Origin of the sequence: Candidimonas humi (assembly GCF_019166065.1) — a bacterium.
GTDB classification, from domain to species: Bacteria; Pseudomonadota; Gammaproteobacteria; order Burkholderiales; family Burkholderiaceae_B; genus Candidimonas; species Candidimonas humi.
The window spans coordinates 210550-237348 of the sequence record NZ_JAHTBN010000002.1 but is presented as its reverse complement, the minus strand read 5'-3'; the positions used below and the strand labels follow the sequence as shown (position 1 = coordinate 237348).

24 protein-coding genes and 1 pseudogene are annotated in these 26799 nt (G+C 62.8%); 19 read left to right on the top strand and 6 right to left on the bottom strand.

Translation table 11 applies throughout. The annotated features are described in order from the left end of the window. Positions 1-52: 52 nt before the first annotated feature. The 16 genes and pseudogenes from KVP10_RS04530 (at position 53) to KVP10_RS04460 (ending at position 16868) form a co-directional block, all read left to right on the top strand. Positions 53-1429, top strand: coding sequence for an FAD-dependent oxidoreductase (locus KVP10_RS04530; RefSeq protein WP_217963284.1), 1377 nt, complete (start codon positions 53-55; stop codon positions 1427-1429). A gap of 20 nt (positions 1430-1449) precedes the next feature. After that, positions 1450-2646 carry a 3-hydroxybenzoate 6-monooxygenase gene (locus tag KVP10_RS04525; protein ID WP_217963283.1) on the top strand — a complete coding sequence of 399 codons (1197 nt, stop codon included), beginning with the start codon at positions 1450-1452 and terminating at the stop codon, positions 2644-2646. 236 nt (positions 2647-2882) lie between these two features. Continuing rightward, positions 2883-4052: an ABC transporter substrate-binding protein gene (locus KVP10_RS04520; RefSeq protein ID WP_217963282.1), complete on the top strand. Its 1170-nt coding sequence runs from the start codon at positions 2883-2885 to the stop codon at positions 4050-4052. A gap of 42 nt (positions 4053-4094) precedes the next feature. Further along, complete coding sequence (locus KVP10_RS04515; RefSeq protein WP_217963281.1) at positions 4095-5009, top strand: branched-chain amino acid ABC transporter permease; 915 nt, start codon at positions 4095-4097, stop codon at positions 5007-5009. A 5-nt stretch (positions 5010-5014) separates the two neighbouring features. After that, positions 5015-5983 (top strand): branched-chain amino acid ABC transporter permease, encoded by a 969-nt coding sequence (locus KVP10_RS04510; protein ID WP_217963280.1) that lies wholly within the window; start codon positions 5015-5017, stop codon positions 5981-5983. A gap of 97 nt (positions 5984-6080) precedes the next feature. Further along, positions 6081-6527 (top strand): annotated as a pseudogene (locus tag KVP10_RS21555) (ATP-binding cassette domain-containing protein); the annotation flags it as partial. 6 nt (positions 6528-6533) lie between these two features. After that, complete coding sequence (locus tag KVP10_RS21550) at positions 6534-6755, top strand: ABC transporter ATP-binding protein C-terminal domain-containing protein (RefSeq protein WP_425514643.1); 222 nt, start codon at positions 6534-6536, stop codon at positions 6753-6755. Then, entirely contained in the window at positions 6755-7450 is a 696-nt protein-coding gene (locus tag KVP10_RS04500; protein ID WP_217963278.1) for an ABC transporter ATP-binding protein, read from the top strand. Before KVP10_RS21550 ends, KVP10_RS04500 begins: the two co-directional genes overlap by 1 nt. A gap of 511 nt (positions 7451-7961) precedes the next feature. Next, on the top strand, positions 7962-9272 hold the full coding sequence (locus KVP10_RS04495; protein WP_217963277.1) for a Rieske 2Fe-2S domain-containing protein: 1311 nt from the start codon (positions 7962-7964) through the stop codon (positions 9270-9272). Positions 9273-9363: 91 nt separating this feature from the next. After that, complete coding sequence (locus tag KVP10_RS04490; RefSeq protein WP_217963276.1) at positions 9364-10122, top strand: SDR family NAD(P)-dependent oxidoreductase; 759 nt, start codon at positions 9364-9366, stop codon at positions 10120-10122. A 200-nt stretch (positions 10123-10322) separates the two neighbouring features. Further along, positions 10323-11309 (top strand): Bug family tripartite tricarboxylate transporter substrate binding protein, encoded by a 987-nt coding sequence (locus KVP10_RS04485; RefSeq protein WP_343218685.1) that lies wholly within the window; start codon positions 10323-10325, stop codon positions 11307-11309. After that, positions 11267-12457 (top strand): CaiB/BaiF CoA transferase family protein, encoded by a 1191-nt coding sequence (locus KVP10_RS04480; protein ID WP_425514641.1) that lies wholly within the window; start codon positions 11267-11269, stop codon positions 12455-12457. The genes KVP10_RS04485 and KVP10_RS04480 overlap by 43 nt, the downstream gene beginning before the upstream one ends. Next, the gene (locus KVP10_RS04475) at positions 12454-13635 is read left to right on the top strand and encodes a thiolase C-terminal domain-containing protein (RefSeq protein WP_217963273.1); all 1182 of its coding nucleotides are present in this window, start codon (positions 12454-12456) and stop codon (positions 13633-13635) included. Before KVP10_RS04480 ends, KVP10_RS04475 begins: the two co-directional genes overlap by 4 nt. 15 nt (positions 13636-13650) lie before the next feature. Then, positions 13651-14088 (top strand): Zn-ribbon domain-containing OB-fold protein, encoded by a 438-nt coding sequence (locus KVP10_RS04470; protein ID WP_343218684.1) that lies wholly within the window; start codon positions 13651-13653, stop codon positions 14086-14088. 129 nt (positions 14089-14217) lie between these two features. Then, on the top strand, positions 14218-15531 hold the full coding sequence (locus KVP10_RS04465) for a Rieske 2Fe-2S domain-containing protein (RefSeq protein WP_217963272.1): 1314 nt from the start codon (positions 14218-14220) through the stop codon (positions 15529-15531). Positions 15532-15545: 14 nt separating this feature from the next. After that, the gene (locus KVP10_RS04460; RefSeq protein ID WP_217963271.1) at positions 15546-16868 is read left to right on the top strand and encodes a CaiB/BaiF CoA transferase family protein; all 1323 of its coding nucleotides are present in this window, start codon (positions 15546-15548) and stop codon (positions 16866-16868) included. Between the two features lie 47 nt (positions 16869-16915). Here the strand turns inward: KVP10_RS04460 and KVP10_RS04455 are convergent, their stop codons facing one another. Both KVP10_RS04455 and KVP10_RS04450 read right to left on the bottom strand, forming a co-directional pair. Continuing rightward, positions 16916-17638 (bottom strand): FadR/GntR family transcriptional regulator, encoded by a 723-nt coding sequence (locus KVP10_RS04455; RefSeq protein ID WP_217963270.1) that lies wholly within the window; start codon positions 17636-17638, stop codon positions 16916-16918. A gap of 63 nt (positions 17639-17701) precedes the next feature. Further along, positions 17702-18922 carry a LysR family transcriptional regulator gene (locus tag KVP10_RS04450; RefSeq protein ID WP_217963269.1) on the bottom strand — a complete coding sequence of 407 codons (1221 nt, stop codon included), beginning with the start codon at positions 18920-18922 and terminating at the stop codon, positions 17702-17704. 367 nt (positions 18923-19289) lie between these two features. Between KVP10_RS04450 and KVP10_RS04445 the strand changes: the two genes are divergently transcribed. Continuing rightward, positions 19290-20219 (top strand): PDR/VanB family oxidoreductase, encoded by a 930-nt coding sequence (locus KVP10_RS04445; protein ID WP_217963268.1) that lies wholly within the window; start codon positions 19290-19292, stop codon positions 20217-20219. Between the two features lie 37 nt (positions 20220-20256). On the opposite strand, the gene KVP10_RS04440 is transcribed toward KVP10_RS04445, so the two are convergent. The 3 genes from KVP10_RS04440 to KVP10_RS04430 form a co-directional block, all read right to left on the bottom strand. Further along, on the bottom strand, positions 20257-20985 hold the full coding sequence (locus KVP10_RS04440) for a GntR family transcriptional regulator (protein ID WP_217963267.1): 729 nt from the start codon (positions 20983-20985) through the stop codon (positions 20257-20259). A gap of 14 nt (positions 20986-20999) precedes the next feature. Beyond that, positions 21000-21911, bottom strand: coding sequence for a fumarylacetoacetate hydrolase family protein (locus tag KVP10_RS04435; protein WP_217963266.1), 912 nt, complete (start codon positions 21909-21911; stop codon positions 21000-21002). Positions 21912-22062: 151 nt separating this feature from the next. Then, entirely contained in the window at positions 22063-23184 is a 1122-nt protein-coding gene (locus tag KVP10_RS04430; RefSeq protein WP_217963265.1) for a cupin domain-containing protein, read from the bottom strand. Between the two features lie 271 nt (positions 23185-23455). On the opposite strand from KVP10_RS04430, the gene KVP10_RS04425 reads away from it, so the two are divergent. Further along, entirely contained in the window at positions 23456-24379 is a 924-nt protein-coding gene (locus KVP10_RS04425) for a LysR family transcriptional regulator (protein ID WP_217963264.1), read from the top strand. Between the two features lie 142 nt (positions 24380-24521). On the opposite strand, the gene KVP10_RS04420 is transcribed toward KVP10_RS04425, so the two are convergent. Then, positions 24522-25490 carry a Bug family tripartite tricarboxylate transporter substrate binding protein gene (locus tag KVP10_RS04420; RefSeq protein ID WP_217963263.1) on the bottom strand — a complete coding sequence of 323 codons (969 nt, stop codon included), beginning with the start codon at positions 25488-25490 and terminating at the stop codon, positions 24522-24524. A 205-nt stretch (positions 25491-25695) separates the two neighbouring features. On the opposite strand from KVP10_RS04420, the gene KVP10_RS04415 reads away from it, so the two are divergent. Next, positions 25696-26796: an ornithine cyclodeaminase family protein gene (locus KVP10_RS04415; RefSeq protein ID WP_217963262.1), complete on the top strand. Its 1101-nt coding sequence runs from the start codon at positions 25696-25698 to the stop codon at positions 26794-26796. Positions 26797-26799: the final 3 nt, after the last annotated feature.

Sequence of the window (26799 nt, the reverse complement as noted above, 5' to 3'; positions counted from 1 at the left end):
GGCCTGCAAGGGTTGCGATGCACGGGCGGCCACGGCAAACGAGGAGTTCTGAATGGAATATGTACAAGAGCCGGCCAGGCGCGTGCCCGTTTACGGCGAGTACGACGTCGCGGTACTGGGTGGAGGCCCCGCCGGCATCCTGGCGGCGGCGACCGCTGCCAGGCAGGGCGCGCGCGTACTCTTGATAGAGCGCTACGGTTTCCTGGGCGGCATGGGCAGCGCGGCCGGCGTGTCCAATTTCTGCGGGCTGCATGCCAACGTCCATGGCGAGATCCGGCAGGTGGTGCACGGCACCACCGACGAATTGCTGGATCGCATGCGCCGGCTCGACGGCCTGAATGATCCGCACCTGATCTTCGGCAAGATCCACGCGCAAGCTTACGACATCGCCGCCTTCAAGTGCGCGGCCGACGAACTGGTGCGCGACAGCGGCGCCCATGTCCTGTTCCACGCCCTGGCCGCGGGAGCGGCCATGGACGGCCAGGGTGCGGTGCAGGCCTTGTTCCTGGAGACCAAGTCGGGGCGTGTCGCCGTGCGTGCCAGCCGCTACATCGATTGCTCGGGCGACGCCGATCTTGCCAACTGGGCCGGCATTCCCTACGAAAAGGGCACGGGACACGGGCAGATGCTTTATCCCACGCTGATGTTCAAGGTGGGCAATGTCGATGCCGAGCGGGCGGGCGAGGCCTGGAAGCGCATCCCCGAACTGATGGACGCGGCCGAGGCCGCCGGCGAATTCCATTTTCCGCGGCGCGGCGCCATTGTGCGCCCGCAAAAGCACGCCTACGAATGGCGCGTCAACGTGACGCAGCTCACCCAGGCGGACGGCAGCGCCGCCGACGGCACCGATGCCGGCTCGCTGGCCGCGGCCGAGCTCGAGGGGCGCAAGCAGGTGGTCGACTACCTGCGCTTTCTGCGCGCCAAGGTGCCGGGCTTCGAGAACGCCTATGTGCTGGACATCGCCCCGCAGCTCGGCATCCGCGAGACGCGCCGTATCCGCGGCGAATATTGCCTGACCAAGGACGACGTCCTGAACTGCGCCGATTTCGACGACAGCATCGGCGTCAACGGCTGGCCGCTGGAACTGCACGTGGCCGGCGATGTGCACTGGATGTGGCCGCCCATACCCGAGTCGCGCGGCTACAACCAGTTGCCGCTGCGCATGATCGTGCCGTGCCGCGAATCCGGCGTGGACAATGTGCTGGTGGCCGGGCGCTGCGCGTCCATGAGCCACGAAGGGCAGTCGGCCGCGCGCGTCAGCGGCAGCTGCTTCGTCATGGGCGAGGCGGCCGGTGTGCTGGCCGCCATGAGCGTCGAGCGCGGCGCGGGCATGCGCTCGATTCCGGCCGCGGAACTGCAGGCCGTGCTGCGCGGCAATGGCGTGTTTCTCGGCCAGGATCCGGCCGCCGCCGGCGGCCGGACTGATTGAATACAGGTATTGAAGACATCATGAAAAAAACCGTACAGAAAGCCGTCATCGTAGGCGGCGGCATAGGCGGCCTGGCGGCCGCGCTGGCGCTGACGCGCCAAGGCATCGAAGTCCAGTTGCTGGAGCAGGCCGCGCATATCGGCGAGATCGGCGCGGGCATCCAGCTCGGCCCCAACGCCTTCGCGGCGCTGGACGCCCTGGGCGTGGGCGAGGTGGCGCGCGGCCGCGCGGTCTTCACCGACCACATCATCATGATGGATGCCATCGATGCCCAGGAAGTCGTGCGCATCGAGACCGGCGAGGCGTTTCGCCGCTGCTTCGGCGGCCCCTACGCGGTGATACATCGCGCCGACATCCATTTGTCCATACTCGAGGCGGTGCAAGAGAATCCGCTGATCCAGTTCCGCACTTCCACTCACGTGCAGGACGTGCATATCGGCGACAAAGGCGTCGATGTGGTGGACACCGCCGGCAATGTCTACAAGGCCGACGCGGTGATCGGCTGCGATGGCGTCAAGTCTGTGGTGCGCGAGCAAACCATAGGCGGCACGCACCGCGTGACCGGCCATGTGGTCTATCGCGCGGTCGTGGAGCGCGCCAATATGCCCGAGGACCTGCGCGTCAATGCGCCCATGCTGTGGGCCGGCCCGCGCTGCCACCTGGTGCATTACCCGCTGCGCGGCGGCCAGCAATACAACCTGGTGGTCACCTTCCACAGCCGCGAGCAGGAAGAATGGGGCGTGCGCGACGGCAGCAAGGAAGAAGTGCTGTCGTATTTCGCCGGCATCCATCCGCGCCCGCGCCAGATGCTGGATCGCCCCACTTCCTGGAGGCGCTGGGCCACCGCCGACCGCGAGCCCGTCGAATCCTGGGGCGAAGGCCGTGCCACGCTGCTGGGCGATGCGGCCCATCCCATGACCCAGTACATGGCGCAAGGCGCCTGCATGGCGCTGGAAGACGCGGTGACGCTGGGCGAGGCCGTGGCGCGCTGCGGCGGCGATTTCGCCGCGGCGTTCCGCCTGTACGAATCGGTACGCATACCGCGCACGGCGCGCGTAGTCTGGTCGACCCGGGAAATGGGGCGCATCTATCACGCCCAGGGCGTCGAGCGCCTGGTCCGCAACCAGCTCTGGAAGGGCAAGCCGCAGCAGCATTTCTACACCGCACTGGAATGGCTGTACGGCTGGCGCCGCGAGAACTGCCTGGCCGATGCCTGAGGCGGCCCCGGCAGGGGGCCTGCAGGGCGGCGGCGTGTAAGGCCCAGGATGGCATTATTTTATAAAATTTGTATATTATCGAAAATTCAATAGAATAGAGGCTCGCATACGCGCATGCGCACATACCCCGCGGCTGGCGCGGCGTCGCGCAAGCGCTCGGGAAGTCGCCCGGGCCGCAGGGCCGTATCGCGCACATAACATATACATCCAAGCAGGACGACCACGGAGATCCACAAATGAAACACATCAGGCAACTCGGGCTGGGCCTGGCCCTTACGGCCGTCACCGCTTTCGGCCACGCACAGGAACCGGTCAAGATCGGATTCATCGGCACGCTCTCCACTCCTGCCGGCTACATCGGCGAAGATCAGCGCGATGCCTTCAATCTGGCCATCAAGGAAGAGGGCGGCAAGCTGGGCGGCGTGCCGGTCCAGCTCGATGTGGAGGACGACGGCCTGAAGCCCGGCACCGGCAAGCAGATTGCCGAGAAAATGCTGCACGGCGGCGTGCAGTTGTTCACCGGCATCAATTTCTCGAACGTGCTGGAGGCGGTGGTGCCCACGGTGCTGCGCGCCAATGCCTTTTATGTCAGCCTGAATGCCGGCCCGTCCAATTTCGCGGGCAAGGCTTGCAACAAGAACTTCTTCAGCGTGGCCATGCAGAACGACTCGTTCAGCGACACCGCGGGCATGGCCGCCAACGAACTGGGCGTCAAGAAGGTCGTCATCATGGCGCCGAACTACCAGGCGGGACGCGACGCACTCACGGGCTTCAAGCGCGCCTACAAGGGCAAGATCGCGGCCGAGATCTACACCAAGCTCGACCAGACCGACTTCTCAGTGGAACTGGCGCGCATCCGTTCCCTGGCACCGGACGGCATCTTCGAATTCATGCCCGGCGGCGCCGGCATCAATTTCGCCAAGCAGTTCGCCAATTCGGGCCTGAACAAATCCATCAAGATGGTCACCCCGATCTATTCCATGGACGACCGCATGCTGGCGGCGGCCGGCAAGGCCGGCGAAGGCTATTACCTGAGCTCGCCCTGGAGCGCCGACTTCGACAATGCGGCCAACAAGAAATTCATGGCCGACTTCCAGAAGGAATACAAGCGCGTGCCCACGGTCTACGCGGCCCAGGCCTACGATACCGCCGTGCTGATAGGCACCGCCCTCAAGGCGGTGGGTGGCGACGTCAAGGGCAAGCCGGATGCCTTCCGCGCGGCGCTGCGCAAGGCGGATTTCGCCAGCGTGCGCGGCTCGTTCAAGTTCGGCTCTAACCAGTATCCGATCCTGAACTGGTACCTGTTGCGCGTCGAGGCCGACAGCAGCGGCAAGCTGATCTACAAAGACATCGGCACCATCGTCAAGGACCACGGCGACAGCTATGCTGCGCTGTGCAAGATGTAGGCGGCCGCGCAGGCCCGGGCCCCGCAATCAGGATCCTATCCCATGTACATGCTGATCGAGCAGATCATGAACGGCCTGCAATACGGGGCGCTGCTGTTCTTGCTGTCGGCTGGGCTGACGCTGATTTTCGGCATCATGAACGTCGTCAACCTGGCGCACGGCTCTTTCTACATGGTGGGTGCCTTCTGCGCCGCCTCGGCGCTGGCCACCACGGGCTCGTTCTTCCTGGCCGTGCTGGCGGCGATCGTCGGCGCGGGCCTGTATGGGCTGGTAGTCGAAAGACTGGTCATCAGCCGCCTGTACCAGCGCGATCACCTCGACCAGGTGCTGGCGACGCTGGGCCTAATCTTCTTCACCAATGCGCTGGTGACGCTGCTGTTCGGCCGCAGCCCGCCGACGGTCACCACGCCGGCCTTCCTGGCGGGCTCGGTGCCCATACTGCCGGGCCTGCAATACCCGGTCATGCGGCTGGCCTTCATCGCCGTGGGCGCCCTGGTGGCCGTGGGCCTGTGGCTGCTGATTTCCCGCACCCGGGTCGGCATGCTGGTGCGCGCCGGGGCCGATGACAGCGACATGGTCGATGCGCTGGGGGTGAACATCCGACGCCTGTTCATGCTGGTGTTCGGCCTGGGGGCGCTGCTGTGCGGCTTTGCCGGCGTGATGGCGGCGCCGCTGCTGGCCGTGGAGATCGGCATGGGCGAAAAGGTGCTGATCACCACCTTCGTGGTGATCGTCGTCGGCGGCATAGGCTCGGTGCGCGGCGCGCTGGTCGGTTCGCTGCTGGTGGGCATGACCGATGCGCTGGGGCGCGCCTACATCCCGATCTGGATGTCGCAGTTGCTGCCGCCGGAATATGCCGACTCGATCAGTTCCAGCCTGGTTTCGGCCAGCATCTACATTCTCATGGCCATCGTGCTGCTGCTCAAGCCACGCGGCCTGGTACCGGCGCGGCGATGAAATCCATGAATAGAAAGTCTTTGGTGGTGGCGCTGATCTTTGCCGTGCTGCTGTGCATGCCGCCGATTGCGCATGGGGTGGGCAACAGCTTCCTGATCAATCTGGTGACGCAGTTCGTCATATACGCCATCGCGGCGGTCAGCCTCGACCTGGTGCTGGGCTACGGCGCCATGGTCAGCTTCGGGCATGCCGCTTTTTTCGGATTGGGCGGCTATGTGGTGGCGATCGTGGCTTTCCACATGGACCAGGGCCAGACGATATTCGGCTGGGGCGGCTCGGAATCGGCCCTGGTGATCTGGCCGCTGGCCATGGCGGTGGCGGCCGTGGCGGGCCTGGTCATGGGCTTCCTGTCGCTGCGCACCAGCGGCATACAGTTCATCATGATCACGCTGGCGTTCGCGCAGATGCTGTATTTCGTGCTGATAGGGCTGGTGGTCTATGGCGGCGACGATGGCTTGTCGGTGACCGCGCGCAATGTGCTGCCGGGGCTGGACCTGGGCAACGCCACCGTCTTCTATTACGTGTGCCTGGCGCTGATGGCGGCCTGGGTATGGCTGTGCCGGCGCATCGTGGGCTCGCCCTTCGGCATGACGCTGCGCGGCTTCAAGCAGAACGAGCGGCGCAGCGTCAACCTGGGCTACGCGCCGCTGCGCTACCGCCTGTCGGCCTTCGTCATCTCGGCGGCGGGCACCGGGCTGGCGGGCGCGCTCTGGGCCAATTACGCGCTGTACGCCAGCCCCGACATGGCGGCCTGGACCAAGTCGGGCGAGCTCATGGCCATGATCGTGCTGGGCGGCATGGGCACGATATTCGGCCCGATACTCGGCGCGGCCGTGTACCTGGGGCTGGAGCAGGCGCTGACCGCCTGGACGGAAAACTGGCTGCTGTTCCTGGGGCCGATACTGATCCTGGTGGTGCTGTTCAGCAAGCGCGGCATATTCGGCTGGCTTGCGGGGAGCGCAAGCCATGACTGATGCCTTGCATGTGTCCGGCGCCGTGCAGCCGGAGCCCAAGCTCGAGGTGCGCGACCTGTGCAAGTCTTTCGGCGCGCTCAGGGCCACGCAGGGCGCCAGCCTGAGCATCCTGCCGGGCGAACTGCACGCGCTGATCGGCCCGAACGGCGCCGGCAAGACCACCCTGATTTCCCAGCTCAGCGGCGAAATCATGCCCGATTCCGGCCAGGTGCTGCTCGACGGCCGCGACATCACGCGCCTGCCCGCGCACAAGCGCGCGGCCGCGGGGCTGGCGCGCTCGTTCCAGATCAGCCAGCTCTATCCCGAGTTCACGGTCGAGGACAATGTCGCCATGGCGGTGCAGGCGCATGCGCCGCAGCGCTACAGCCTGTGGCGCCGCGCGCGCCGCGATCCCGCCTTGCGCGAGCCGGCGCGCGCGGCGCTGGCCCGCGTCGGCCTGCAGGACCGCGCCGCGGTGCGGGTCTCGGACCTGGCGCATGGCGAAAAACGCCAGCTGGAACTGGCGATCGCGCTCTCGCTGGACGCTTCCGTGCTGCTGCTGGACGAGCCCATGGCCGGCCTGGGGGCGGAAGAGTCGCTGCGCATGAAGGACATACTCATGGACCTCAAGGGCCGCTATGCCATGCTGCTGGTCGAGCACGACATGGACATCGTGTTCGCGCTGGCCGACCGCGTGACCGTGCTGGTCTACGGCAAGCCGATCTTCACCGGCACGCCGGCCGAAGTGCGCGAGCACGAGGACGTGCGCGATGCGTATCTGGGGAGAGAATAATGCTGCAAGCGCAAGGCCTGGAATCGGGCTACGGCAATAGCAAGGTGCTGTTCGGCCTGGACCTGGAAATCGCATCGCACAGCGTGGTGTCGCTGCTGGGGCGCAATGGCATGGGCAAGACCACTACGGTCAAGACGCTGATGGGTATGCTGCCGGTGCAAGCCGGCTCGGTGCGGCTGGACGGCCAGGAGATCAACGGCCTGCGCCCGCATCGTATTGCGCGCCTGGGCCTGGGCCTGGTGCCGGAGGGGCGGCGCATTTTCGGCTCGCTGTCGGTGCTGGAGAACCTGGTGGCCACCTCGCGCAACGAGCGCAAGGGACTATGGAACCTGGAACGTGTGTTCGGGCTGTTTCCGCGGCTGCGCGAGCGGCGCGCGCAGTCGGCGCGCACGCTGTCGGGCGGCGAACAGCAGATGCTGGCGATAGGGCGCGCGCTGCTGACGAATCCGCGCCTGCTGATCCTGGACGAGGCCACCGAGGGCCTGGCGCCGGTGATCCGGCACGAGATCTGGGCCTGCCTGAATCAGCTCAAGACTGAAGGCCAGACTATTTTGCTGATCGACAAGAACCTGAAGGAAATGCAGCATCTCGTGGACCGGCATTACATGATCGAGAAGGGCCGCGTGATGTGGCACGGCGGCTCGCAGGAATTGCTGGCGCAACCGGGGCTGGTGGATCGCTACCTGGGCGTGTAAGGCGTCATTGCGGACGTCGGTGCGCAGCGTCCGCCCAGCGGTGCGGTCTCAAGAAGCAAGAGTGCACGGTATGGGTGGCTGGGCAGCCGGGTGCGGGCACCGACAATGGGTGTGAGTAGTTTTCTCAAGTGACTGCTGCATACCCGGTCGATCCGAAAGCGGATTCGAAAAGCCGCCGTCGTATTCAAAAACCGGAAGCGAACTCGGACCCTGCGTTGCTCAATTAGGGAGCCAGTTTCGTCACGCCGGCCTTGGCGGCGGACACTCCCCGTAATCCTTCAATATGCAGGCTCCACGCCGGTTCTGGCTGATCAGTTCCTACTTCACACTGGGCCGATATTAGGGTCGCCGCCAGCCCGTGACGCAGCCGCATGTGTGAGCAGACTGCCGCAGAGCCTAAGTTCTATTTTTCCAATACCCCTTCCGCCATTTCAATAGGCTGCATCCTGACTCGTTCCTATACTTTCTCGGACGCCACTCTTGGCGAACGTTTACAAGGGAATGTCGATTTATGAATGCAAGTTCCATTAACGACCTGCTGCGGGTTGGGCCCGGAACGCCCATGGGAAATTTCATGCGCCGCTACTGGCTGCCGGCCGCATTGTCCAGCGAAGTGCAGGCCGATGGCGCTCCCGTCAGGATCATGATTTTGGGGGAAAAGCTCATTGCTTTTCGCGACAGCGCGGGTCGCGTTGGAATCCTTGACCATCGCTGTCCGCACCGGTGCGCCTCGCTCTTCATGGGGCGCAACGAAGAAAACGGTATTCGTTGCGTCTATCACGGATGGAAGTTCGACGTCGATGGCAATTGCCTTGATATGCCCAATGTGCCCGAACGACAGGATTTCAGGGCCAAGGTGCATGCAAAAGCCTATAAGGCGGCTGAACGCAATGGCCTGATTTGGGTATACATGGGTGAAGATCAGGATAGTCCGCCGGAATTGCCGCACATAGAAGCCAATCTGATCGCAAACAGCAAAATCTGGTGTTTGCAGCGCCAATGTAACTGGCTCCAGGCTTTGGAGGGCGACATCGACACTAGCCACGTGGGCTTTCTTCATGTCGGTGCGCTGACGCCCGAAGATCTGCCCGAGGATTCTCCTCTCCGTCCGACCGTCCATAACCGCTCGCCGGAATACAAGGTGCGCACCACGGATTGGGGCGCCATGTACGGGGCCTACCGTGAATCCGAGGATGGGCGCATGTCTTGGCGCGTTGCGCACTTCCTGTTCCCGTTCTGGACCATGACGCCGAACATACTGTTCGCCACGCGTGCCATCGCCCGGGCCTGGGTGCCCATGGACGACACCCACGTGATGCTCTTCGATATCACCGGTGGTGTCGATGAGGGCAATCCTTTCTTTACGACCAAGTTGAAGAATGGAGAGCCCATGTACCAGAAGATCCGGCGCAAGCCCAACGGCACGGGCTGGTTCGACCGGTGGTTGCCGATCGATGGCGAACATAATGACTGGGGAATGGATCGCCAGGCGCAGCGCGACATGATCCACTACACGGGCATCGACAACCCATCGATGCAAGATCAATCGATCACTGAAAGTATGGGGCCGATTACCGACCATTCTTTCGAACACCTGGCGCCCACGGATCAGATGATTGCAATCGTGCGCCGGCAGCTGGCGCAGGCTCTGGATAAATTCAGAGGGAGCCAAGCCGCAGCTCCGTGTGCACCGGACACTTATTTCGGCGCCCGCTCCGGCTCGTTCTGGGTGGACGATCCGCAAACACCTCTTGCCGACGCTTACCAGGCGGAATTGCAAAGAGCCACTCGCTGGCAGCCAGATAGCCAGCCTCGAGTCTAAATACCGAAACTCCCATCGCCTGCCCTGCCGGATGGAGGGCGCATGGCCCGCCATCATTTTCTAATCATCATTTCTTAGTAGGGATAACACAATGTCTGCACCTTTCGGCAGTTCTCTATCCGGCAGGGTCGCCTTGGTTACCGGTGCCGCGCGTGGCATCGGAGAGGCTATTGCTCGCGAGCTGCATCAAAATGGCGCCAAGGTCGCCGTTACTGATGTTGACGAGCACGGAGCCCAAGCCGTCGCAGCGAGCTTGGATGCGAGCGGTGATTCGACCATGGGCTTTGCGCTCGATGTGCGCAAAAAGGAAGACTTTGAATCGGCGTTGGAGCGCGTTACCCGCCAATGGTCAACTCTGGATATCGTCGTGAACAATGCCGGGTACGCCAAGCGAACTCCGACAGATCAAATCGCCCCGGACGAGTTCGACGAGATCATCGCCATCAACCTGAGGAGCGTCTTCTTCAGTTGCCAGGTTTTCTCCACCCATATGAAAGAAAAAGGGCATGGGCGCATCATCAATATCACTTCCCTAGCCTCCCACAACGGCGGCACGGTTGCGTCGCCGCACTACTCGGCAGCCAAGGGCGGGGCTACTACCCTCACGCGCTATTTCGCCCGTCAGTTGGCCGGTACCGGTGTCACGGTCAATGCCGTCTCGCCTGGCCCGGTTGCCAGCGCCAAAGAGCGGCTGAAAAACATGCTCGAAGACATCAAGCGCCAGGTTCCCGTTGGGCGGATAGCAGACACCTCTGAAATTGCGGCCGCCGTATCCTTGCTGGCCTCTGACCGCGCTGGCTATATCGTCGGAGCCACGATTGACGTGAACGGCGGCCTGTACATGCGATAGCGCCGAGGCGATTTTCGTGCCGAAGAGCCCCGGCTCGCGCCACACCCCTTGACTCGGCCCATGACGTCTCCATGCCGCCTGAATGTCCAAGCGACAACCGGGCGGAAGGCCGCTGACGTCCCGTGGACAGATCATGGCCATTGACGAAGTAAGGTCAATGGATCTACCATTGAATTTCTTATTACATCAATATATCGGAGATGAGAATGCTCTATACGCGTTGCGCCACCCTGGCCGCGAGCCTGCTTGCTTGTCTGAGTGCGCTGGCTACATCCTGTGCTTCGGCTCAAGACTCTTTCCCATCCAAGCCTATACGTATAGTGGTGCCTTATGCGGCTGGCGGCAGCACGGACCAACTGGCTCGGGCGATCCAGCAGCCTATGGAGAAGTTTCTCAAGCAGCCGGTCATCGTAGAAAATAAAGTAGGGGCCGGCGGCGCCATTGGAACGGAATCCGTTGTCAGATCCGCGCCCGATGGATACACCTTGGTCTTTGGCAATTCGGGGCCCAACGCCATTCTGCCCTTGCTGCGCAAGACACCCTATGACCCAGTGAAGGATCTGCGACCCATATCGATCGTGGCCGTTACTCCCTTGATTTTGGCTGTCACGGCAAACAACCCTGCCAAGAACCTGAAGGATTTCCTGGCGCTGGCCAAGCAGTCGGGATCGTCCTGGAATTTCGGGTCGGTCGGAAACGGTTCGTTGTCTCACCTCACGGGTGAATATTTCAACAGCATGGCCGGCCTCAATCTTCTGCACATCCCTTTCAATGGCGGGGCACCCTTGATGATTGCGCTCGCAGGGGGGCAGTTGCAGGCGGCCTTTATCACCGGCTTGGACGGGATGGCCATGGCTCAAGCGGGCAAGGTGCGCTATCTGGCCGTGACGTCGCCTTCGCGCACAAAGATATTTCCCAAGTTGCCTGCGATCGCCGAGCAGGTTCCGGGCTTTCGCAGCATAGCGTGGTTTGGCGTGCTGGCGCCGAAAGGCGTGCCGGACAAGATCGCCGAGAAGCTGCATGAAGCCGTGGTGTATGCCGTGGGGCGTCCAGAGGTCGAGAAGATGTTCGCCGCGCGGCAAGTCGAGGCCCATAGCAGTTCGCCGCAGGAACTCGAGCAGACGATTCACGACGAGATGAAGCAATGGGGCGCGGTGGCCAAACATTCCAATATCCACCTCGACTGATGCATCAAGAAACAGGTGCGCGGCGGGGGCCCTTGTCGGGTTTGCGCGTGATTGAATTTTCAGGCCTGGGGCCCGCGCCTTTCGCTTGCATGTTGTTGGCCGATATGGGAGCGGATGTCGTGTCGGTGGATCGGCCGGGCGCTCGCATCGGAGATCCTTTGCGGATTATCAATCGGGGGCGCGCGGTAATTCATGCCGATCTGAAGTCCACGGCGGATCGCGAAAATATCTTGACGCTGATAGCCCAGGCCGATGTCTTGGTGGAAGGATTCCGCCCAGGCGTTATGGAGAGGCTGGGTCTGGGGCCCGAAGTGGCGATGTCTGTCAATCCGGCGCTTGTATATGGGCGCATGACGGGGTGGGGGCAGGAAGGAATATTGGCCGGCACGGCCGGGCATGACATCAATTACGTTGCTCTGACGGGTGCTTTGGCGGCCATTGGGACGCCAGAGCGGCCTGTCGTGCCGTTGAACCTGCTGGGCGATTACGCCGGCGGAAGCCTGCACCTGGCGCTTGGGATCGTGGCGGCGGTTTACGAAGCACGTTTTTCGGGGGAGGGCCAAGTCGTGGACGCGGCAATCACTGATGGCGTGATTCAATTGATGGCGCTGTTCTTGGCAGAGCAGCAGCGAGGGCGGTTTTCCGAGCATCGGGAGAGCAACATGCTCGACGGTGGGGCGCCCTGGTATAGCGTCTATCCCACTTCCGACGGACGCCATGTGGCCGTTGGCGCTATCGAGCCGAAGTTTTATGCCATTTTCATCGAGCGGCTTGGGCTGGATCAAGCGTGGCGGGAAGCTCAACACGATGTGGCGCGCTGGCCGCAATTGCGTGCCGCGATCGGTGCCGCAATCGGTTCGCGAACCAGGGACGAATGCGAAGTGTTGTTTGCAGGGTCGGATGCCTGCGTTACCCCTGTACTCACCCTGAGTGAAGCGATGCAGCATCCGCACAACGCTTACCGAGGCAACTTCGTGAATCTTAACGGAGCGATGCAGCCCGCGCCGGCGCCCCGATTCTCGCGTGCCCCGGCGCCGTCGGCCTCGCCGCCCGCGATCGGGCCCGTGTCGCCTGAGAGCGTATTGCAGCGTTGGAAAAGCCGAAAAGCGCGCTTGGCCGATGATGTCAGAAGAGAACCGAACCTATGAGCGAGCGTACCTTGCGGGGTAGGGTGGCTGTCGTCGGAATTGGCGAGACCGCTTATTACAAGCATGGCCAATCTCCTGATCCGGAGTTCAAGCTTGCATTGCAAGCCATTCTCGCGGCATGCGCTGATGCGGGTATCAGCGCAAAGCAGATTGACGGCTTTTCGTCATATGGCGATGACCGTAGCGACGCGGTTCGGCTCGCGACCGCGCTTGGGCTTGCGCGATTGAGAGCCTCCATCATGCAGTGGGGCGGCGGTGGCGGAGGTTGTTGTGCGGCGGTGGCCAATGGCGCGGCTGCCATTGTGACAGGACAGGCGGACTGCGTCGTGGTGTTCCGATCGCTCGCGCAAGGCCAGCACGGGCGCTACGGCCAAAATTCTGACTCGGGAGCAATCTCGGGCGAAAGATCTTATCTGGTGCCATATGGCGTGATTTCCCCGCCGCAGCGCTTTGCCATGCGTGTAATGCGCTACATGTATGAGCACGGTATCCGCCAGGATGCCCTGCGTGCGATCGCGCTGGCCTCCTATCATCATGCGCAGAGCAATCCGCGCGCCGTGATGTACGGCAAACCGCTGAGCGAGCAGCGCTATGACGAATCGCGCTGGATTGTCGAGCCATTCCATCTTTTTGATTGCTGCATGGAGAACGATGGAGCCGCGGCATTGATTCTGATGGATGCGGAGCGAGCCGAAGATCTGAAGCAAAAGCCGGTATATCTGTTGGGCGCCGCCTCGGGTGCCAGCGCCCGGTTTGGCGCCTATGCCCATAACTCCCCTGTATATGCCTCGGCCGATTTCACCACGATTGCAGAAGACCTTTATCGCATGGCCAAGCTCACCCCATCGGACGTAGGGTCCGTCCAAAGCTACGAAAACTTCACGGGAGGCGTGGTAATGGCTCTTGCCGAGCATGGCTTTTTCCCGCCGGACAGGGCAAATGAATTCCTCACATTGGAGAATCTTCGCGCTTCGACCGGATGCTTGCCATTGAATACAAGCGGAGGGAATCTTGCGGAATGCTATATGCATGGCTTCGAGTTGATTCTGGAAGCCGTCCGGCAGGTGCGCGGAACCTCGCTGAACCAGGCTGCGAGAAACGATGTAGCTCTGGTGATAGGAGGGCCCATGGTTGCCCCGGCCAGTGACTTGCTCCTTGGCTCAAAGGCGGTTCTTTAAGCTGGAGAGATTATCGTGACCTACTACCTGCCGAAAGGGTTGCCTGCTCCCGTCGCCGAGCTCGACGGTGTATCCGCTCAATTCTGGAGCGGTCTTTGTGAAGAAAAATTATACGTGCAGCGTTGTGCTCGGTGTGGAACCTGGCAGTTCGGGCCCGAGTGCATTTGTCACAACTGCCATGAGTTTGACCCGCCTTGGGTTGAAGTGACTGCCGCAGGCGTGATCTACAGCTGGGAGCGCATTTGGCATCCAGTCCATCCCGCATTGAAGGCACGCTGCCCCTACATCGCCGTGTTGGTCGAGTTGCCCCATGCGGGCAACATCCGGCTTGTGGGGAACCTGCTGGGCGATCCGATGCAGGCTGTCGCCATCGGCGCCCACGTGTCGGGCCGCTACGAGCATCACGGGGATGCTCAGGTGCCTTACACGCTTCTGCAGTGGCAGCTCGATTGATCTTGTTGCGCCTGATCCGCCAACCTCACGTCCAGTAAACGCTCTCGGATTGATCGCGCCCATCTAGACAGCCTCTCAATGTCTGTGCTAAATTAACTCAATGTTTGAACCATTGAAAGGTTAGTGGAAATGCTGAAACACGAAGACAATGAACTGCTCGTGCGTGTCGGCCCGAAGACCGCCATGGGCGAATTGATGCGGCTGTACTGGCTCCCCTTCCTGCTTTCTAAAGATGTTCCAGCAAATGGGCAGCCTTATCGCGTCCGCCTGCTAGGCGAGGATCTGGTGGCGTTCCGGGACAACGAAGGCCGCGTAGGTTTGGTTGATCAAGCCTGTCCTCACCGCGGCGCGCCACTGGTCTTCGCGCGCAACGAGGACGGCGGCTTGCGCTGCATCTACCACGGCTGGAAGTTCTCGGTGAATGGCCGATGCCAGGATATGCCCGCCGAGCCGGGTAATACGCCCATGCTCAACCGTGTGTGCGTCAAGGCATACCCCGTGCGCGAGCGCAATGGCGTTCTGTGGACATACATGGGCCCGGACGAGACTCCTCCTGAATTGCCGGGAATGGAGTGGAACATGGTGCCGATCGAAAATGTCCACGTATCCATGCGCATCCAGGAGTGCAATTGGCTTCAGGCGCTGGAAGGCGAGATCGATTCCGCACACGCGGCCCTTCTGCACGGACGGGTAGATTCCGGCGGCAGTATCGATCAATGGAAACAGGCGGCCGACCTGGCACCCAAGTTCGAGGTAGTCCAGCATGACGCCGGCTTGCATATTGCGGCCCGCCGCAAGCTAGACGAGGACAAGAGCTACGTACGGGTCAATCAGTTTCTCATGCCTTTCTGGACGCTGGTTCCTCCGTTCTCCCAATACCCCGAGTTGAGCGGCCATGCCTGGGTTCCAATCGACGATGAGCATACGCTGTGCATCATGTTCTCGTATCACCCGGCACAGCCGCTCTACGAAAAAACGCGCAACTTGTTCGAGGCTGGCCACAATGGCAGGGAAACGGGACACGCTTCCGTTAATTCGTTCGAGCCGAAACCCATTACCTATCCGTATTACAACTACTGGAGCAAGTACAACCGGGAGAACGCCTACGGCTACTCCCCGGACTTGGCCAAAAAATACAACGCGGGCATGCCGGGCCTATGGCTTCAGGATGCAGCCTGTCAGTCGGGGGTCTCGCCCATATATGATCGCAGCAAAGAAAATCTGGGTGTGAGTGACAGTGGCGTAGCTCGAACTCGGCGCATGCTGCTGGCGGCGGTCAAGCAGCTCGCGGCGGAAGGTGTGCGCCCACCGTCCGCCGGCCAACAACAGAAATACCTGGTTCGTGCTATTTCGATCACGATTCCCAAAGATGGCGACTGGGTGGTCGAGGGCAGCGAGTTCATGCGCGCGGAGCCTGGCAAGAACTTCGGCTACACGCCATAAGGGGCTGAACGATCATGAGTGCCACCGACAAAATTTCCCTGTCTCAACGTGCACAGGAGTTTCCTGCCTACAGGCCGAGGCCTGCCGCTGCGCCAGTTGCGCTGGAGGGAATCCGAGTCGTTGATTTCACCCACTTCATCGCGGGGCCTCTTGCCACTATGTTTCTGGCCGACATGGGTGCCGATGTCGTCAAGATCGAGGCTCCAGAGCGCGGCGACGAGCTGCGCTATTATCCACCCGCAGTGCCTGGCCTGGAGGCGCAGGGAGGTCCCTTCCTGTGGAGCAATCGGAACAAGCGCAGTGTGGCCCTGGATCTGAAGTCGCCTGCCGGTATAGAGGTTGCCCTCGATCTGATCGCCGGCGCCGATGTAGTGGTCGAAAATTTCTCGACGGGAGTCATGAAGCGCTTGGGGCTCGACTACGAAACCTGCCGTGCGCTCAATCCGAAGTTGGTCTACTGCTCGGTCTCGGCCTATGGGCGGGAAGGCCCATTTTCGGATCGTTTAGGTTTTGACCCAGTCGTTCAGGCCGAAAGCGGCTTTGTCTCCATGAACGGCTATTCCGACCGGATGGGGGTGCGCGCCTCTGCTGCGGTGATGGACATCAGTACTGCGATGATGGTGTCCAACGCCATCCTGGGCGCGCTCTTTTCGCGGGAGCGCCAAGGGGAAGGGCAGTTTGTCGAGGTTGCATTATTCGATACCGGTATGCTGATGACAGGCTGGGCGACCATGCAGCATCTGGTTTCGGGCAAAGAGCCGCAGCGCCATGGCAATACCAGCTCGGATACCTGTCCTTCGGGCGTGTTCGAGGCGTCGGATACTTCCTTCTATATCAACTGCGGGAACGACAAGATCTTCCAGCGATTGGTCGGACAGGTGCTCGAGCGCGAAGATCTCGCCAATGATGAAAGCCTTAAGGGGCGCAATGACCGGATCGCGCGGCGCGATTTCCTTTTCGATGAGTTGGGCAAGGAGTTTCGCCGGCAGCCGTGGCTGCACTGGCAGGCACGTATGAGGCGGGCGCAGATTCCCTGTGGCGAGGTGCGAACCGTGGGTCAGGCCATGCGTTCCGCCGAAGCCCAGGCGCGGAACCTTATCACCCACATTCCACATCCTGACTTGGGGCAAATCCCCAACATTGCCTCGCCCATCCGCTATGCACGCACTCCAGTGGTGGATCCCACCCCGGCGCCGGCAATCGGCCAGCATACGGGCGAAGTCCTGCAAGAGGTGCTTGGCTGGGCGCCCGAGAAGGTTGATCGAATGGCCCGGTCGGGCGCCTTCGGCGCGCGTATACCCGCTACGACTGACGAAAGCGGCTCGCCGATTCAATGATCGCGATCCGATTGCCCGGTCGGTTTGTGTCTATGGGCGCTCGATACTCAGTCGGGCGTTTGGCCGGCTGTCGAGCGAGCACTCCATTGGGCCATGTACTTTGTTTGAAGGCGTACCAAGGCCTTGGTCATCTCGGCGGCGGCCGCCGCCGCGTCCCGGGCGCGCAGATGCTTGATGAAGCGCCGGCGAGAAGGAAGGATGAAAGTGTTGTCGCTGGGGCCGATCTGTGCAATGAACTGGGCAAAGACTTCAACGATGCCTTCCATTGTTATCACCAGAATGGGATTGCGAGTTGCCCGGGCCAGGATGATATGGAATTCCCGGTTGTGCCGGGCGCGCTCGTCGAAGTCAGCCGCTTTCGACGCTGCGTCGATATTGGCCTCCAGGGCCGCGAAGTCTTCTTCTGTCGCCCTGTCGCTGGCGACGCGCACCACCACGTCGCTGAGCCATACACGCGCCTCGGTCAGTTCCGCAGGAGTGATGGCGCCGAGGTGGTACAGATCGCGCATTCCGTTGACAATCACCCCCGAGCTGCCAGGGCGAACAAAAGCGCCACCTGTAGCGCCCTTGCGCATTTCTATGATGCCCGCATGCTCGAGCGCGCGCAGCGCCTCGCGCAGGGTATTGCGGCTTACGCGCAGCCGCGCGGACAGATCGCGTTCCGATGGCAGGCGGTCTCCAGGTTTGAGCGCGCCCGCCGCGATCATTTCCCTTACCTGCGAGGCAATCTCGTCAACAGCCCGCGCAGGTGCGATTGCGGAAAATTCCATGGCTAAAACAAAAGCTATATTGGTTCGATCATTCTACCAGAAACCCATACCCGCGAGGCAGGCTCATACCCAGGGCGCTTCGATCATCGGCTTGCGGCTAGCCGTCTCGCCGACACCCATCAAGGCAAAGCTCAAAAGATCGAGGAAGCGCCGCTGCGCATTCGTCGGGTGCCAGCTTTGGCGCATTGTGACCCCGATCGTGGGCATGCTGCCTTCCAGGGGGAGCCCGATGCGGGCAAGCAGCCCGTTGCGAATCTGCAGGGCTACCTGGTCGGGCATTGCCAACGTCAGCATGTCGCTGCTGGTGAGCAGCCGGCCGATAATCATGATTGAGCCGCATTCGACTGGCGTTTCAGGGCGCTTTCCGGGAAAGAGCCGCTCCCATTCCGCGCGCAGCGGCGAGGTCTCGGGAGCGATGATCCATGGATAAGAGACAAGCGTTTTATGGGATGGGTTGCCCTTGCCGGCTAGCGCATGTTGATGTCCGGCGACGATTATCGGCGCCTCGGTATAAAGCGATGAGCATTCAAGATCGGGAACCCCGGCCGCGGGCAGTTCGCCAACAATGAAGTCGATCATGCCGTCACGCAGAGATTCGACCAGATCGCCCCAGTCTCCTTCCAGCACGCGAAAGCTGGCAGGATACTTCTCTGCCATCATGAGAGATATCGCCTCCGGCACCAGGAATGCTCGTGCCAGCGGCGTGGTGCCAATCGAAATCACCGGGTTTTGCGGATCCAGGCCCAGCTCGGACAAGGCGGCTTGCAGTTCTTTGACCGCCAGCCGGCAGCTGCGCGCAAAGCGGCGCCCCAGAAATGTCATGTGCACGCCTCGGCCCCGGCGCTCTACGAGCTTGCGGCCCAAGGCATCCTCGAGTTCGTGCACCGCGCGGTGCACGGCCGTCTGCGACAGGCCCAGATCGGTGCTGGTCGCCGCAAAGCTCCCGGCCTTCGACAACCCAAGGAAAGCACGTAGCTGTGTCATCGTCAGCCGGCGATCGGGCTCGAAATCGGCGCCTGCGATCAGCCGGCTGCCAGCGGCCAGGTGGCGCATGCTCGCGGCGGCTCGTTCGAGCACGAGACTCCCTGCCGGCGTGGGTTCGATGCCGTCGGGACGGCGCTCGAACAGCACCTCGCCGAGCTGGCTCTCCAGCTTGAGGATCCCCTGGGTCAGCGCAGGCTGGCTCAGGCCGATCGCCATTGCGGCGGCGCTGATGCTCCCATGCTCGTGAACCGCGATCAGCCCGCGAATATGTCGCAAATTCAGTTGAAAGACGCTGGTCATTTCATTTTGCATTTTGGCGGTCTCGCGATGTGGCTGATCCACGCATCAAGCCTAACGATAGCAGGGAAAAAGCAATATATGCCATGCACTGGGTTGAAACTTCCGATTATTGAATGGCTGCGGGTCGCTTTGAATCCCGTTGGCGCCCGTCGAAACCTAAGATCTATTGCATCGATACACTGCCTCGCGATGCGCCAAATGTATCTAGTGCCCAGGCCCCTTCGAGAAAACGAGGTCGCCCGGTTTCCTGAAACACCCATGGCCGGCGCGGCCGCGCAGATTAACGATTTGCGTGTTGCGGACCAGGCCTGGCAGATGCGATTGCGCAAGGCCGCTCAGTGAACGATAGCGCTATAGGAGTAATGCAATGCAAGTAAGAATTCGATCCGTATGCTGGGAGGCCGACCATATCCTGGGGTTTCGCCTGGAGCCGCTACGTGAGGAGTCGCTGCCGGCATTCACTGCGGGCGCCCATATCGAGGTCGACCTGAAGCCCGGCTTGAAACGCAGCTATTCCCTGCTCAACTCTCCTTCGCAAAGAGATGTATACGAAATCGGGGTACAGCTCGACCCCGAGAGCAGGGGCGGATCGCAGCACATCCACGAGTATTGGCGGCCTGGGCAGGTCATTGAAATTTCGGAACCGAGAAACCTGTTCCCGCTAAAGGAAGACGCCGGCCATACCATACTGATAGCCGGCGGCATCGGCATTACGCCTATGCTGTCGATGCTGTGCAAGCTGCAAAGCCTGGGGCGATCGTGGGAGCTGCACTATGCCGTGCGCAGCCGCAACCGCGCTGCATTCCTGGACAGGCTGGAGGGTTTGGCGAATGTGCGTCTCACGATCGATGACGAACCATCTACCCCGCGCCTCGATCTAAAAAGCCTCATAGCTGCAGCGTCGTCTGACGCACACGTCTATTGTTGTGGCCCTTCGGGACTGCTTGCGGCGTTTCGCGAGCACGGTGGGCATCTGGGCGAGCGCATGCACTTCGAGTATTTCGCTTCGGATGCCAAGGCCGCTTGTGATGGCGGGTACGAGCTGCGGCTTCAACGCAGCGGGAAAGTCATTCAGGTTGCGGCGGGCGAAACCATGCTGGACGCACTGTTGGGTGCCGGCGTCGATGTTGGGTTCGCTTGCATGGAAGGTATATGCGGCAGCTGCCGTACATCCGTCCTCGATGGAGTGCCCGATCACCGGGATCAATTCCTCACTCAAGAGGAAAGAGACGCCAACGATTCCGTCATGGTGTGCTGCTCGGGCGCGCGAACCCCATCGCTTACGCTGGATATCTAGGGCCGGTTCGCTGGAACACTACTGGAATTGCCCGGTTTTACTGCTGCAGTGCATTCGCATCCCCCAGCGATTCTTCGATCATGCGCGCAGTGCGGGCATAGTGCTGCGCCAGCAGCTCGCAGGCCTGGGCGGCATCGCGTTCCAGCGTGGCGGCGACGATTTCGTGGTGCTCGCGCGATACGTCGCGCGGCGTTGCCGACTTGGGCAGGTTCAGCAGCATGGGCCTGCGGTAGCGTTCGGTCTGCACGTACAAGGTCATCGAGAAATCCAGCAGCCAGCGCGAATCGCAGGCGTCGATCAATGCGCGATGCAGGGCCAGGTGGCGCTGTTCGACCAGGTCGTGGTGCGCCTGGAGTTCTTCGGCCGCCACCTTCTTGCCGGTGGCGCGATCCAGAGCGTGCAGGGCGGCGACGATGCGGGCTTCCCAGTCGTCCGGGCCCGCGGCGATGGAGCGCCGCAGGGCTTCGCAGTCGATCAGGGTGCGGGCGTTGATGGCGTCCCACATTTCCTTGGGCGACAGCGGCGACACCCGGAAGCCCTTGAGCGCGAAGGCGTCGACCAAGCGTTCGCTCTGCAGGCGGTTCAGGGCCTCGCGCAGGGGCGAGAAACTGAGGTGGTATCGCTGCTTGAGGAATTCCAGGCGCAAGGGCTGGCCGGGCGCGAGCGCGCCGGCCATGATGTCCTTTTTCAGGTTCAGGTAGGCCTGTTCGGCCAGCGTGACGGATTTCTCGCCGGGTGCCTGGTTCGGATTGGTGGACGCGCTCATGGTATGGATATGCTTCAGACCGCGACGACCGGATGCCGCAGCGTGCCTATGCCCTCGACGCAGGCTTCGACCACGTCGCCGGGCCAGAGCCATTCCTGCGGGTTGCGCCCCGCGCCGACGCCCGAGGGGGTGCCGGTGGCGATGATATCACCGGGCTCCAGCGCCATGCCGGCGCTGATGTCGGTGATCAGGTGCGCGACGTTGAAGAGCATGTGGCGGGTGTTCGATTTCTGCTTGATTTCGCCGTTGACCTTGAGCCAGAGATCCAGCACCTGCGGGTCGGGGATTTCGTCGGCGGTGACGATGCAGGGCCCGAATGGGGCATAGGTGTCCAGGCCCTTGGAATAGATCCATTGGCCGGCGCGGCGGCAGTCGCGCGCGCTCATGTCGAGCATCAGGCTGTAGCCGAACACGTGCGACAGGGCGTCTTCTTCGTCGATGCGTTTGGCGCGTGTGCCGATGACGGCGGCCAGTTCCACTTCCCAGTCGAGCTGCTGGGTGATCTTGGCGTCGTGCTCGATGGCATCGCTCGGCCCGATGACGCTGGTGGGCGGCTTGGTGAAGATGATGGGCTGCTTGGGCAGATCGGCCGAGGTGTCGAGCGAGCGGCTCGATTCTTCCACGTGTTCGACGTAGTTCAGCCCGATGCCGAAGATGTTCTTGCGCGGCCGTGGAATGGGCGCCAGCAGCCGCACATTGGCCTGCGGCACGGCCGTGCCTATGGGCCAGCGGCCGCGGTGCTCGTCCAGCAGCACGGTGGCGGTCTGCACAGCGCCCGGCCCCAGGTCTATGAATGACAGCATGTCGCCGGGCAGCGCCACCTGCACGGCGGCGCCGAGACGCTCCAGGTCGACGACCAGGCCGTCGACGATGGCGCCCAGGCGGGCGCGGTCTTGTATGTGGGAGCGGTAGGTGACTAGGCGCATGGATGGTTTCCTGTTTTGGGTTGAATCCCGCTCGATGCTTTGCGGGGCCGGATTGATGAAAGAGGCTTGCGTACGAAATCGCTGCGGGCGTCTTGCGCACGGATGCGCGGCGATCCCAAGGCCGCTGGCGAGGGCCGGGCCGGCGCGGCGCTCAAGCCGCCTGGCGTCCGCCGTTCTCGGCCAGCGCCTGTTCGCGATACAGGCCCAGGGCCTTCATGACGGGCAGGTCGTTGAAGCAGAACAGGCAGGCGTCCTCGCTGGCGCTGGCATTGGCATGCTCGTGGAACATCCACGAGGGCACGCAGAAGATGTCGCGCTCGCGCCAGTCGAAGCGTTGGCCGTTGATGACGGACCAGCCCTGGCCCTTGGCCACTTGGTAGATGAAGCTGCCGGTGTGGCGGTGCGCCTTGGTGTGTTCGCCGGGGCGCAGCATTTGCATGCTGGCGCCTATGGTCTGCATGACCGGGCCGCCGGTCAGCGGGTTGACGTAATCCATGATGACGCCGTCGTAGGGCGAACCGTCGGTGACGCGGGCGTAGCGCGACAGGGCCTCGTAGGTGGGTTCCCATTGGTACTTGAAGAGCGGCGAGTAGCCCTTGTCCCAGGTGTGGCCGACGGGATGCAGGGCGGTGGCGCCCCAGATCGCCGTGCTGTCGCCCACCGGATGCGTGACGGCCTGCTGCAGGTCGGGGTGGACCACGTAGAAGTTGGCCTCGAGCGCATTCATCAGGGGGATGTCCAGCCCGTCCTGCCAGATGCAGGGCGTGCCCTCGGCGCTGACGCCGTGTTCGTGCCAGGTGCCGTTGGGCGTCAGCACGAAGTCGTTGGCGCCCAGCGTCATCTTGTGGCCGTCGACGATGGTGTAGGCCCCCTGGCCTTCCATGATGAAGCGCAGCGCGCTGGCCGAATGGGCGTGCGCCGAGGCCAGCTCGCCGGGACGCATGGTCTGCAGCCCCGAATACAGCCAGCCGACGGCGGCGGCCACGTCCTTGCGGCCGGGATTGTTCAGGTAGATGACGCGCCGGCCGGCCTTTTCGGGCGACACCAGTTCGGCCGAACGCAGCACATGGGCGCGCAGGTCCTGGTAGCGCCAGAGCACCGGCACCGAGCTGGATTGCGGCTGCCAGGGCTCGATCTTGTTGGCGACGGTCCATAGCGCGCCGGCCCGCAGGTTTTCGAGTTGGTCGTAGTAGGCCAGCAGTTCCGGCGTATCCTCGACATTGGCGCGCCCGGCGACGTCTTCTCGGTAATTGGCTCTGGCGGCTCGACTCATGATGGCCTCGCGTAGGTGTGTGGCGTAGGTTTTTTATAAAAAAATAATTATTTTCGATAATTATATAAGCAAGTCTTCCGCCATACCAGGCCGCCGCGCAGCAAAGCGGGCATTTCACGAGCTATAAAACCGGCATTTCTCTTTGCTCCCGACGGGCCGCGCATGGGCATGCCCTAGCCTACCGGCCGATTCCTGCGACGGCCGCGCGTACATATGATGAAATGCATACTGCCTCGGGCCGCCTGGCGGCCTTCAACGTTACGCGGACCCCATGGACTGGACTCATCGCATACGCTTGCGCAACTTGAAGATCATTCTCAGCCTGGCCCAGACGCGCAATCTGAGCCATTCGGCCGCCATGCTGAACACCACTCAGCCCGGCCTGTCCAAGTGGCTCAAGGATCTCGAGGAAGACATAGGCCTGCCGCTGTTCGAACGCCACGCCCGGGGACTGCGCCTGACGCCCCATGGCGAGATGCTGGTGGCCCACGCCCGGCGCATCGACGCGCAGCTCGACCGGGCCGCCTCCGACATGCAGGCCCAGCGCGAGGGCGGCGGCGGCAGGCTGGTGATCGGGGCCTCGGGCGCGGCGGCTTCGGAGACCGCGCCGCGCGCGGTGCTGGCGCTGCTCGAGGAAATGCCGCAGTTGCACGTCGATTTCATCGAAGGGACCATAGACAGGCTGCTCAACCAGCTCAGCCAGGGCGATCTCGACATTGTGCTGGGCCGCAGCATCACCGAGCGCTATGACGAATCCAGCGTGTGCGCCGAAGTGCTGTATGTCGAACCCATAGATCTGGTGGCGCGCGCCGGACATCCCCTGTTCGAGCGCGAGTCGCTGGACTGGGACGAGGTGCGCTCCTACCGTTGGGTGGTGTGGCCGCGCGGCACCCCGATACGCAATGCCATGGACCAGGCGCTGGCGGCGGTGCGCCAGGAACCGCCGCCCGATTACGTGGTGTCGAATTCGGTGACGGCCAACATCACCATGTTGAACAACAGCGACATGATAGGCACGGCCTCGCGCCGCGCGACCCGCATGCTGGGGCGGCTGCAGTTGCTGCGCACGCTGCCCATCGAATTCCCGGGCTTCGGCTCGGTGTCGATGTACTGGCGCAGGGACGAGCTATACCCGCAGGCGGTCGAGGCGGCGCTGGCCTGCATACGCCGCATTGCCCGCGACTACGAGGCATAGGGCCCGTACCGTCCGGCCGGGATCGATTTCGGGTCGCCGCCCGGCGCGCAGGCGGAGGGGCGTGGCTGGCGTCTCTTGCGGCCCGGCGGGGTTCCGGGGGCGCCGCGGCGCCCCCGCCATGCCTCGCGGCGGAGAGGCCGCGTTATTCGGGCTTCATGCCCGATTCGTGGATGATCTTCGACCAGCGCGCGCCGTCTTCCTTGATGAAGCGGGCGAACTGTTCCGGCGAGTCGCCGATGGGCGTCACGCCTTCGTTGGCCAGGGTCTTGACCATGCCGGGGGAATGCACGGCCTGCACCAGCGCCTTGTTGAGTTTGGCGATAATGGCCTTGGGCGTCTTGGCCGGCGCGAGCACCCCGTACCATACCGTGGCCGAGTAGCCTGGCAGCACGCTGGCGATGGAAGGCAGCTTGGGAAGGGCCGCCAAGTGGCCGGGCGTGGTGAAGGCGACCGCCTTGAGTTGTCCGCCCTTGACGTAGGGCAGGCCGGAAATGACGTCGGCGAAGGTCATGGTCACCTGCCCGCCCATGACGGCCGCGATGGCCGGCCCCGTGCCCCGGTACGGCACGTGCAGCATGTCGACCCCGGCCATGATCTTGAGCATTTGCGCCGACAGGTGCGCGGTGCCCCCGACCCCCGATGACGAGAACGTCAGCTTGCCTGGGTTGGCCTTGGCGGCCGCGATGATCTGCTGGATGGTGTTGTAGGGCGAGGACGGCTTGACCAGCAGGATCGCAGGGATATTGGCAATGAGCGAGATCGGCGCCAGATCCTTGGCCGGGTCGTAGCTGAGTTTCTTCAGCAGGTAGGGCGCGACCACTATGGGCGAAGAGGACGCCAGGATCAGGGTATAGCCGTCGGGGGGCGAGTTCACCAGCACCTCGGTGCCGGTTACGCCGCCGGCGCCGGGCTTGTTTTCCACGACCACCGATTGCCCTATCGCCTTGGACAGGTATTGGGCGACCAGGCGCGCCATGATGTCCACGCCGCCGCCCGGGGCGTAAGGAGCGATGAGGCGGATCGGCCTGCTCGGGTAGGTGTCGGCCCGCGGCGAGCCGAACGGGGCCAATGCCAAAGCGGCGCAAATTCCCAGACAACCAAGCCATTTCATGAGTATCTCCGCAGAAGGACTACATCTGGACATGGGGCGTCGGGCTACGTAGGGCGCAGTGCGGCGCTGTGCCATGGCATCGGTGATAATGGTATTCCATAGTATTCCAACGCATGGCAAAATGATTGTAAGTTAAGTACGGCGAGCCCGTAAAGATTTGTGATCGGGAATTTGCACGGCTAGGCGCAAACGCAAGGAGAGCAGTGTGCTTTTGATCGACAACGAGGTGGTGGAGCGTGTCCTGGACATGCGCGATTGCATTGCCGTCCAGGAGACGGCATTCGCGGGGCTGTTGACGGGCGCGGCCATAGGCCGGCCGCGGATCGACACGTACGTCCCCTGCGACTGGGATGACGGCTATTACCGCTACGGTTCGGTGGAAGGGACCAGCGACGGCATCCTCGCGGTGCGGCTGAAGTCCGACATCCTGGTATGGCCGCGGGCCGGCGAGAAAGCGGGAAGCGAGCAGAAATTCTGCACGCAGCCGGGCACTTATTGCGGCCTGGTGTTCCTGTTCAGCACCGGCAATGGCGAGCCGCTCGCGCTCATGAACGACGGCCACCTGCAGCACATGCGCGTGGGCGGGGCCGCCGGCATCGGCACGCGCCTGCTGTCGCGGCAAGCGTCGCGCGAGCTGTGCATCATCGGTTCGGGCGGCATGGCCCGCACCTTCTTCGACGCCATTACCGCCGTGCGCGACATCCGGCGCGTGCGGGTATACAGCCGCAGCCCTGCCAACCGCTTGCGCTTTGCGCAAGAAATGAGCGAGCGCTCGGGCATCGAGGTCGTGCCCATGGATACGGCCCGCGAGGCCGTGCGCGGCGCGGACATCGTCGCGACCTGCACCGACAGCATGACCCCGGTCCTCGAGGCCGAGTGGCTGGAGCCCGGCATGCATGTGGTGGCGCTGGCGCCGCGCGAGCTCAGCGCCGCGGTGGTGGACCGCTTCGACGTAAAAATACAGCAGGGCCGGGAAGTGCTGCCCATGCCGGAAACCGAGCGCTTCAGGAAGGGCATCTCGGGCAGCCCGGGCGCCTACGTGGCGGGCACGCAGCAAGAGCAGGAACGCCTGCCCAAGCCCAAGCAGCAGCGCATTCGCACCGAGGACTGGCCGATCTACACCGACGTGATTTCCGGGCAGGCTCCCGGCCGCGTCAACGACGAGCAGATCACCTTCTACTACACCGTGGGCAACTGGGGCGTGCAGTTTTCCGCGGTGGGCGGCCTGGTGTACCGCAAGGCCCGCGAGCTGGGCCTGGGCCGGGAATTGCCGCAGGAGTGGTTCCTGCAGGACATCCGCAACTGAAGC

Coding starts and splice junctions, on each gene's coding strand:
- KVP10_RS04530 (WP_217963284.1), top strand. CDS start 53: ATGGAATATGTACAAGAGCCGGCCAGGCGCGTGCCCGTTTACGGCGAG.
- KVP10_RS04525 (WP_217963283.1), top strand. CDS start 1,450: ATGAAAAAAACCGTACAGAAAGCCGTCATCGTAGGCGGCGGCATAGGC.
- KVP10_RS04520 (WP_217963282.1), top strand. CDS start 2,883: ATGAAACACATCAGGCAACTCGGGCTGGGCCTGGCCCTTACGGCCGTC.
- KVP10_RS04515 (WP_217963281.1), top strand. CDS start 4,095: ATGTACATGCTGATCGAGCAGATCATGAACGGCCTGCAATACGGGGCG.
- KVP10_RS04510 (WP_217963280.1), top strand. CDS start 5,015: ATGAATAGAAAGTCTTTGGTGGTGGCGCTGATCTTTGCCGTGCTGCTG.
- KVP10_RS21550 (WP_425514643.1), top strand. CDS start 6,534: ATGGCCGGCCTGGGGGCGGAAGAGTCGCTGCGCATGAAGGACATACTC.
- KVP10_RS04500 (WP_217963278.1), top strand. CDS start 6,755: ATGCTGCAAGCGCAAGGCCTGGAATCGGGCTACGGCAATAGCAAGGTG.
- KVP10_RS04495 (WP_217963277.1), top strand. CDS start 7,962: ATGAATGCAAGTTCCATTAACGACCTGCTGCGGGTTGGGCCCGGAACG.
- KVP10_RS04490 (WP_217963276.1), top strand. CDS start 9,364: ATGTCTGCACCTTTCGGCAGTTCTCTATCCGGCAGGGTCGCCTTGGTT.
- KVP10_RS04485 (WP_343218685.1), top strand. CDS start 10,323: ATGAGAATGCTCTATACGCGTTGCGCCACCCTGGCCGCGAGCCTGCTT.
- KVP10_RS04480 (WP_425514641.1), top strand. CDS start 11,267: ATGGGGCGCGGTGGCCAAACATTCCAATATCCACCTCGACTGATGCAT.
- KVP10_RS04475 (WP_217963273.1), top strand. CDS start 12,454: ATGAGCGAGCGTACCTTGCGGGGTAGGGTGGCTGTCGTCGGAATTGGC.
- KVP10_RS04465 (WP_217963272.1), top strand. CDS start 14,218: ATGCTGAAACACGAAGACAATGAACTGCTCGTGCGTGTCGGCCCGAAG.
- KVP10_RS04460 (WP_217963271.1), top strand. CDS start 15,546: ATGAGTGCCACCGACAAAATTTCCCTGTCTCAACGTGCACAGGAGTTT.
- KVP10_RS04455 (WP_217963270.1), bottom strand. CDS start 17,638: ATGGAATTTTCCGCAATCGCACCTGCGCGGGCTGTTGACGAGATTGCC.
- KVP10_RS04450 (WP_217963269.1), bottom strand. CDS start 18,922: ATGACCAGCGTCTTTCAACTGAATTTGCGACATATTCGCGGGCTGATC.
- KVP10_RS04445 (WP_217963268.1), top strand. CDS start 19,290: ATGCAAGTAAGAATTCGATCCGTATGCTGGGAGGCCGACCATATCCTG.
- KVP10_RS04440 (WP_217963267.1), bottom strand. CDS start 20,985: ATGAGCGCGTCCACCAATCCGAACCAGGCACCCGGCGAGAAATCCGTC.
- KVP10_RS04435 (WP_217963266.1), bottom strand. CDS start 21,911: ATGCGCCTAGTCACCTACCGCTCCCACATACAAGACCGCGCCCGCCTG.
- KVP10_RS04430 (WP_217963265.1), bottom strand. CDS start 23,184: ATGAGTCGAGCCGCCAGAGCCAATTACCGAGAAGACGTCGCCGGGCGC.
- KVP10_RS04425 (WP_217963264.1), top strand. CDS start 23,456: ATGGACTGGACTCATCGCATACGCTTGCGCAACTTGAAGATCATTCTC.
- KVP10_RS04420 (WP_217963263.1), bottom strand. CDS start 25,490: ATGAAATGGCTTGGTTGTCTGGGAATTTGCGCCGCTTTGGCATTGGCC.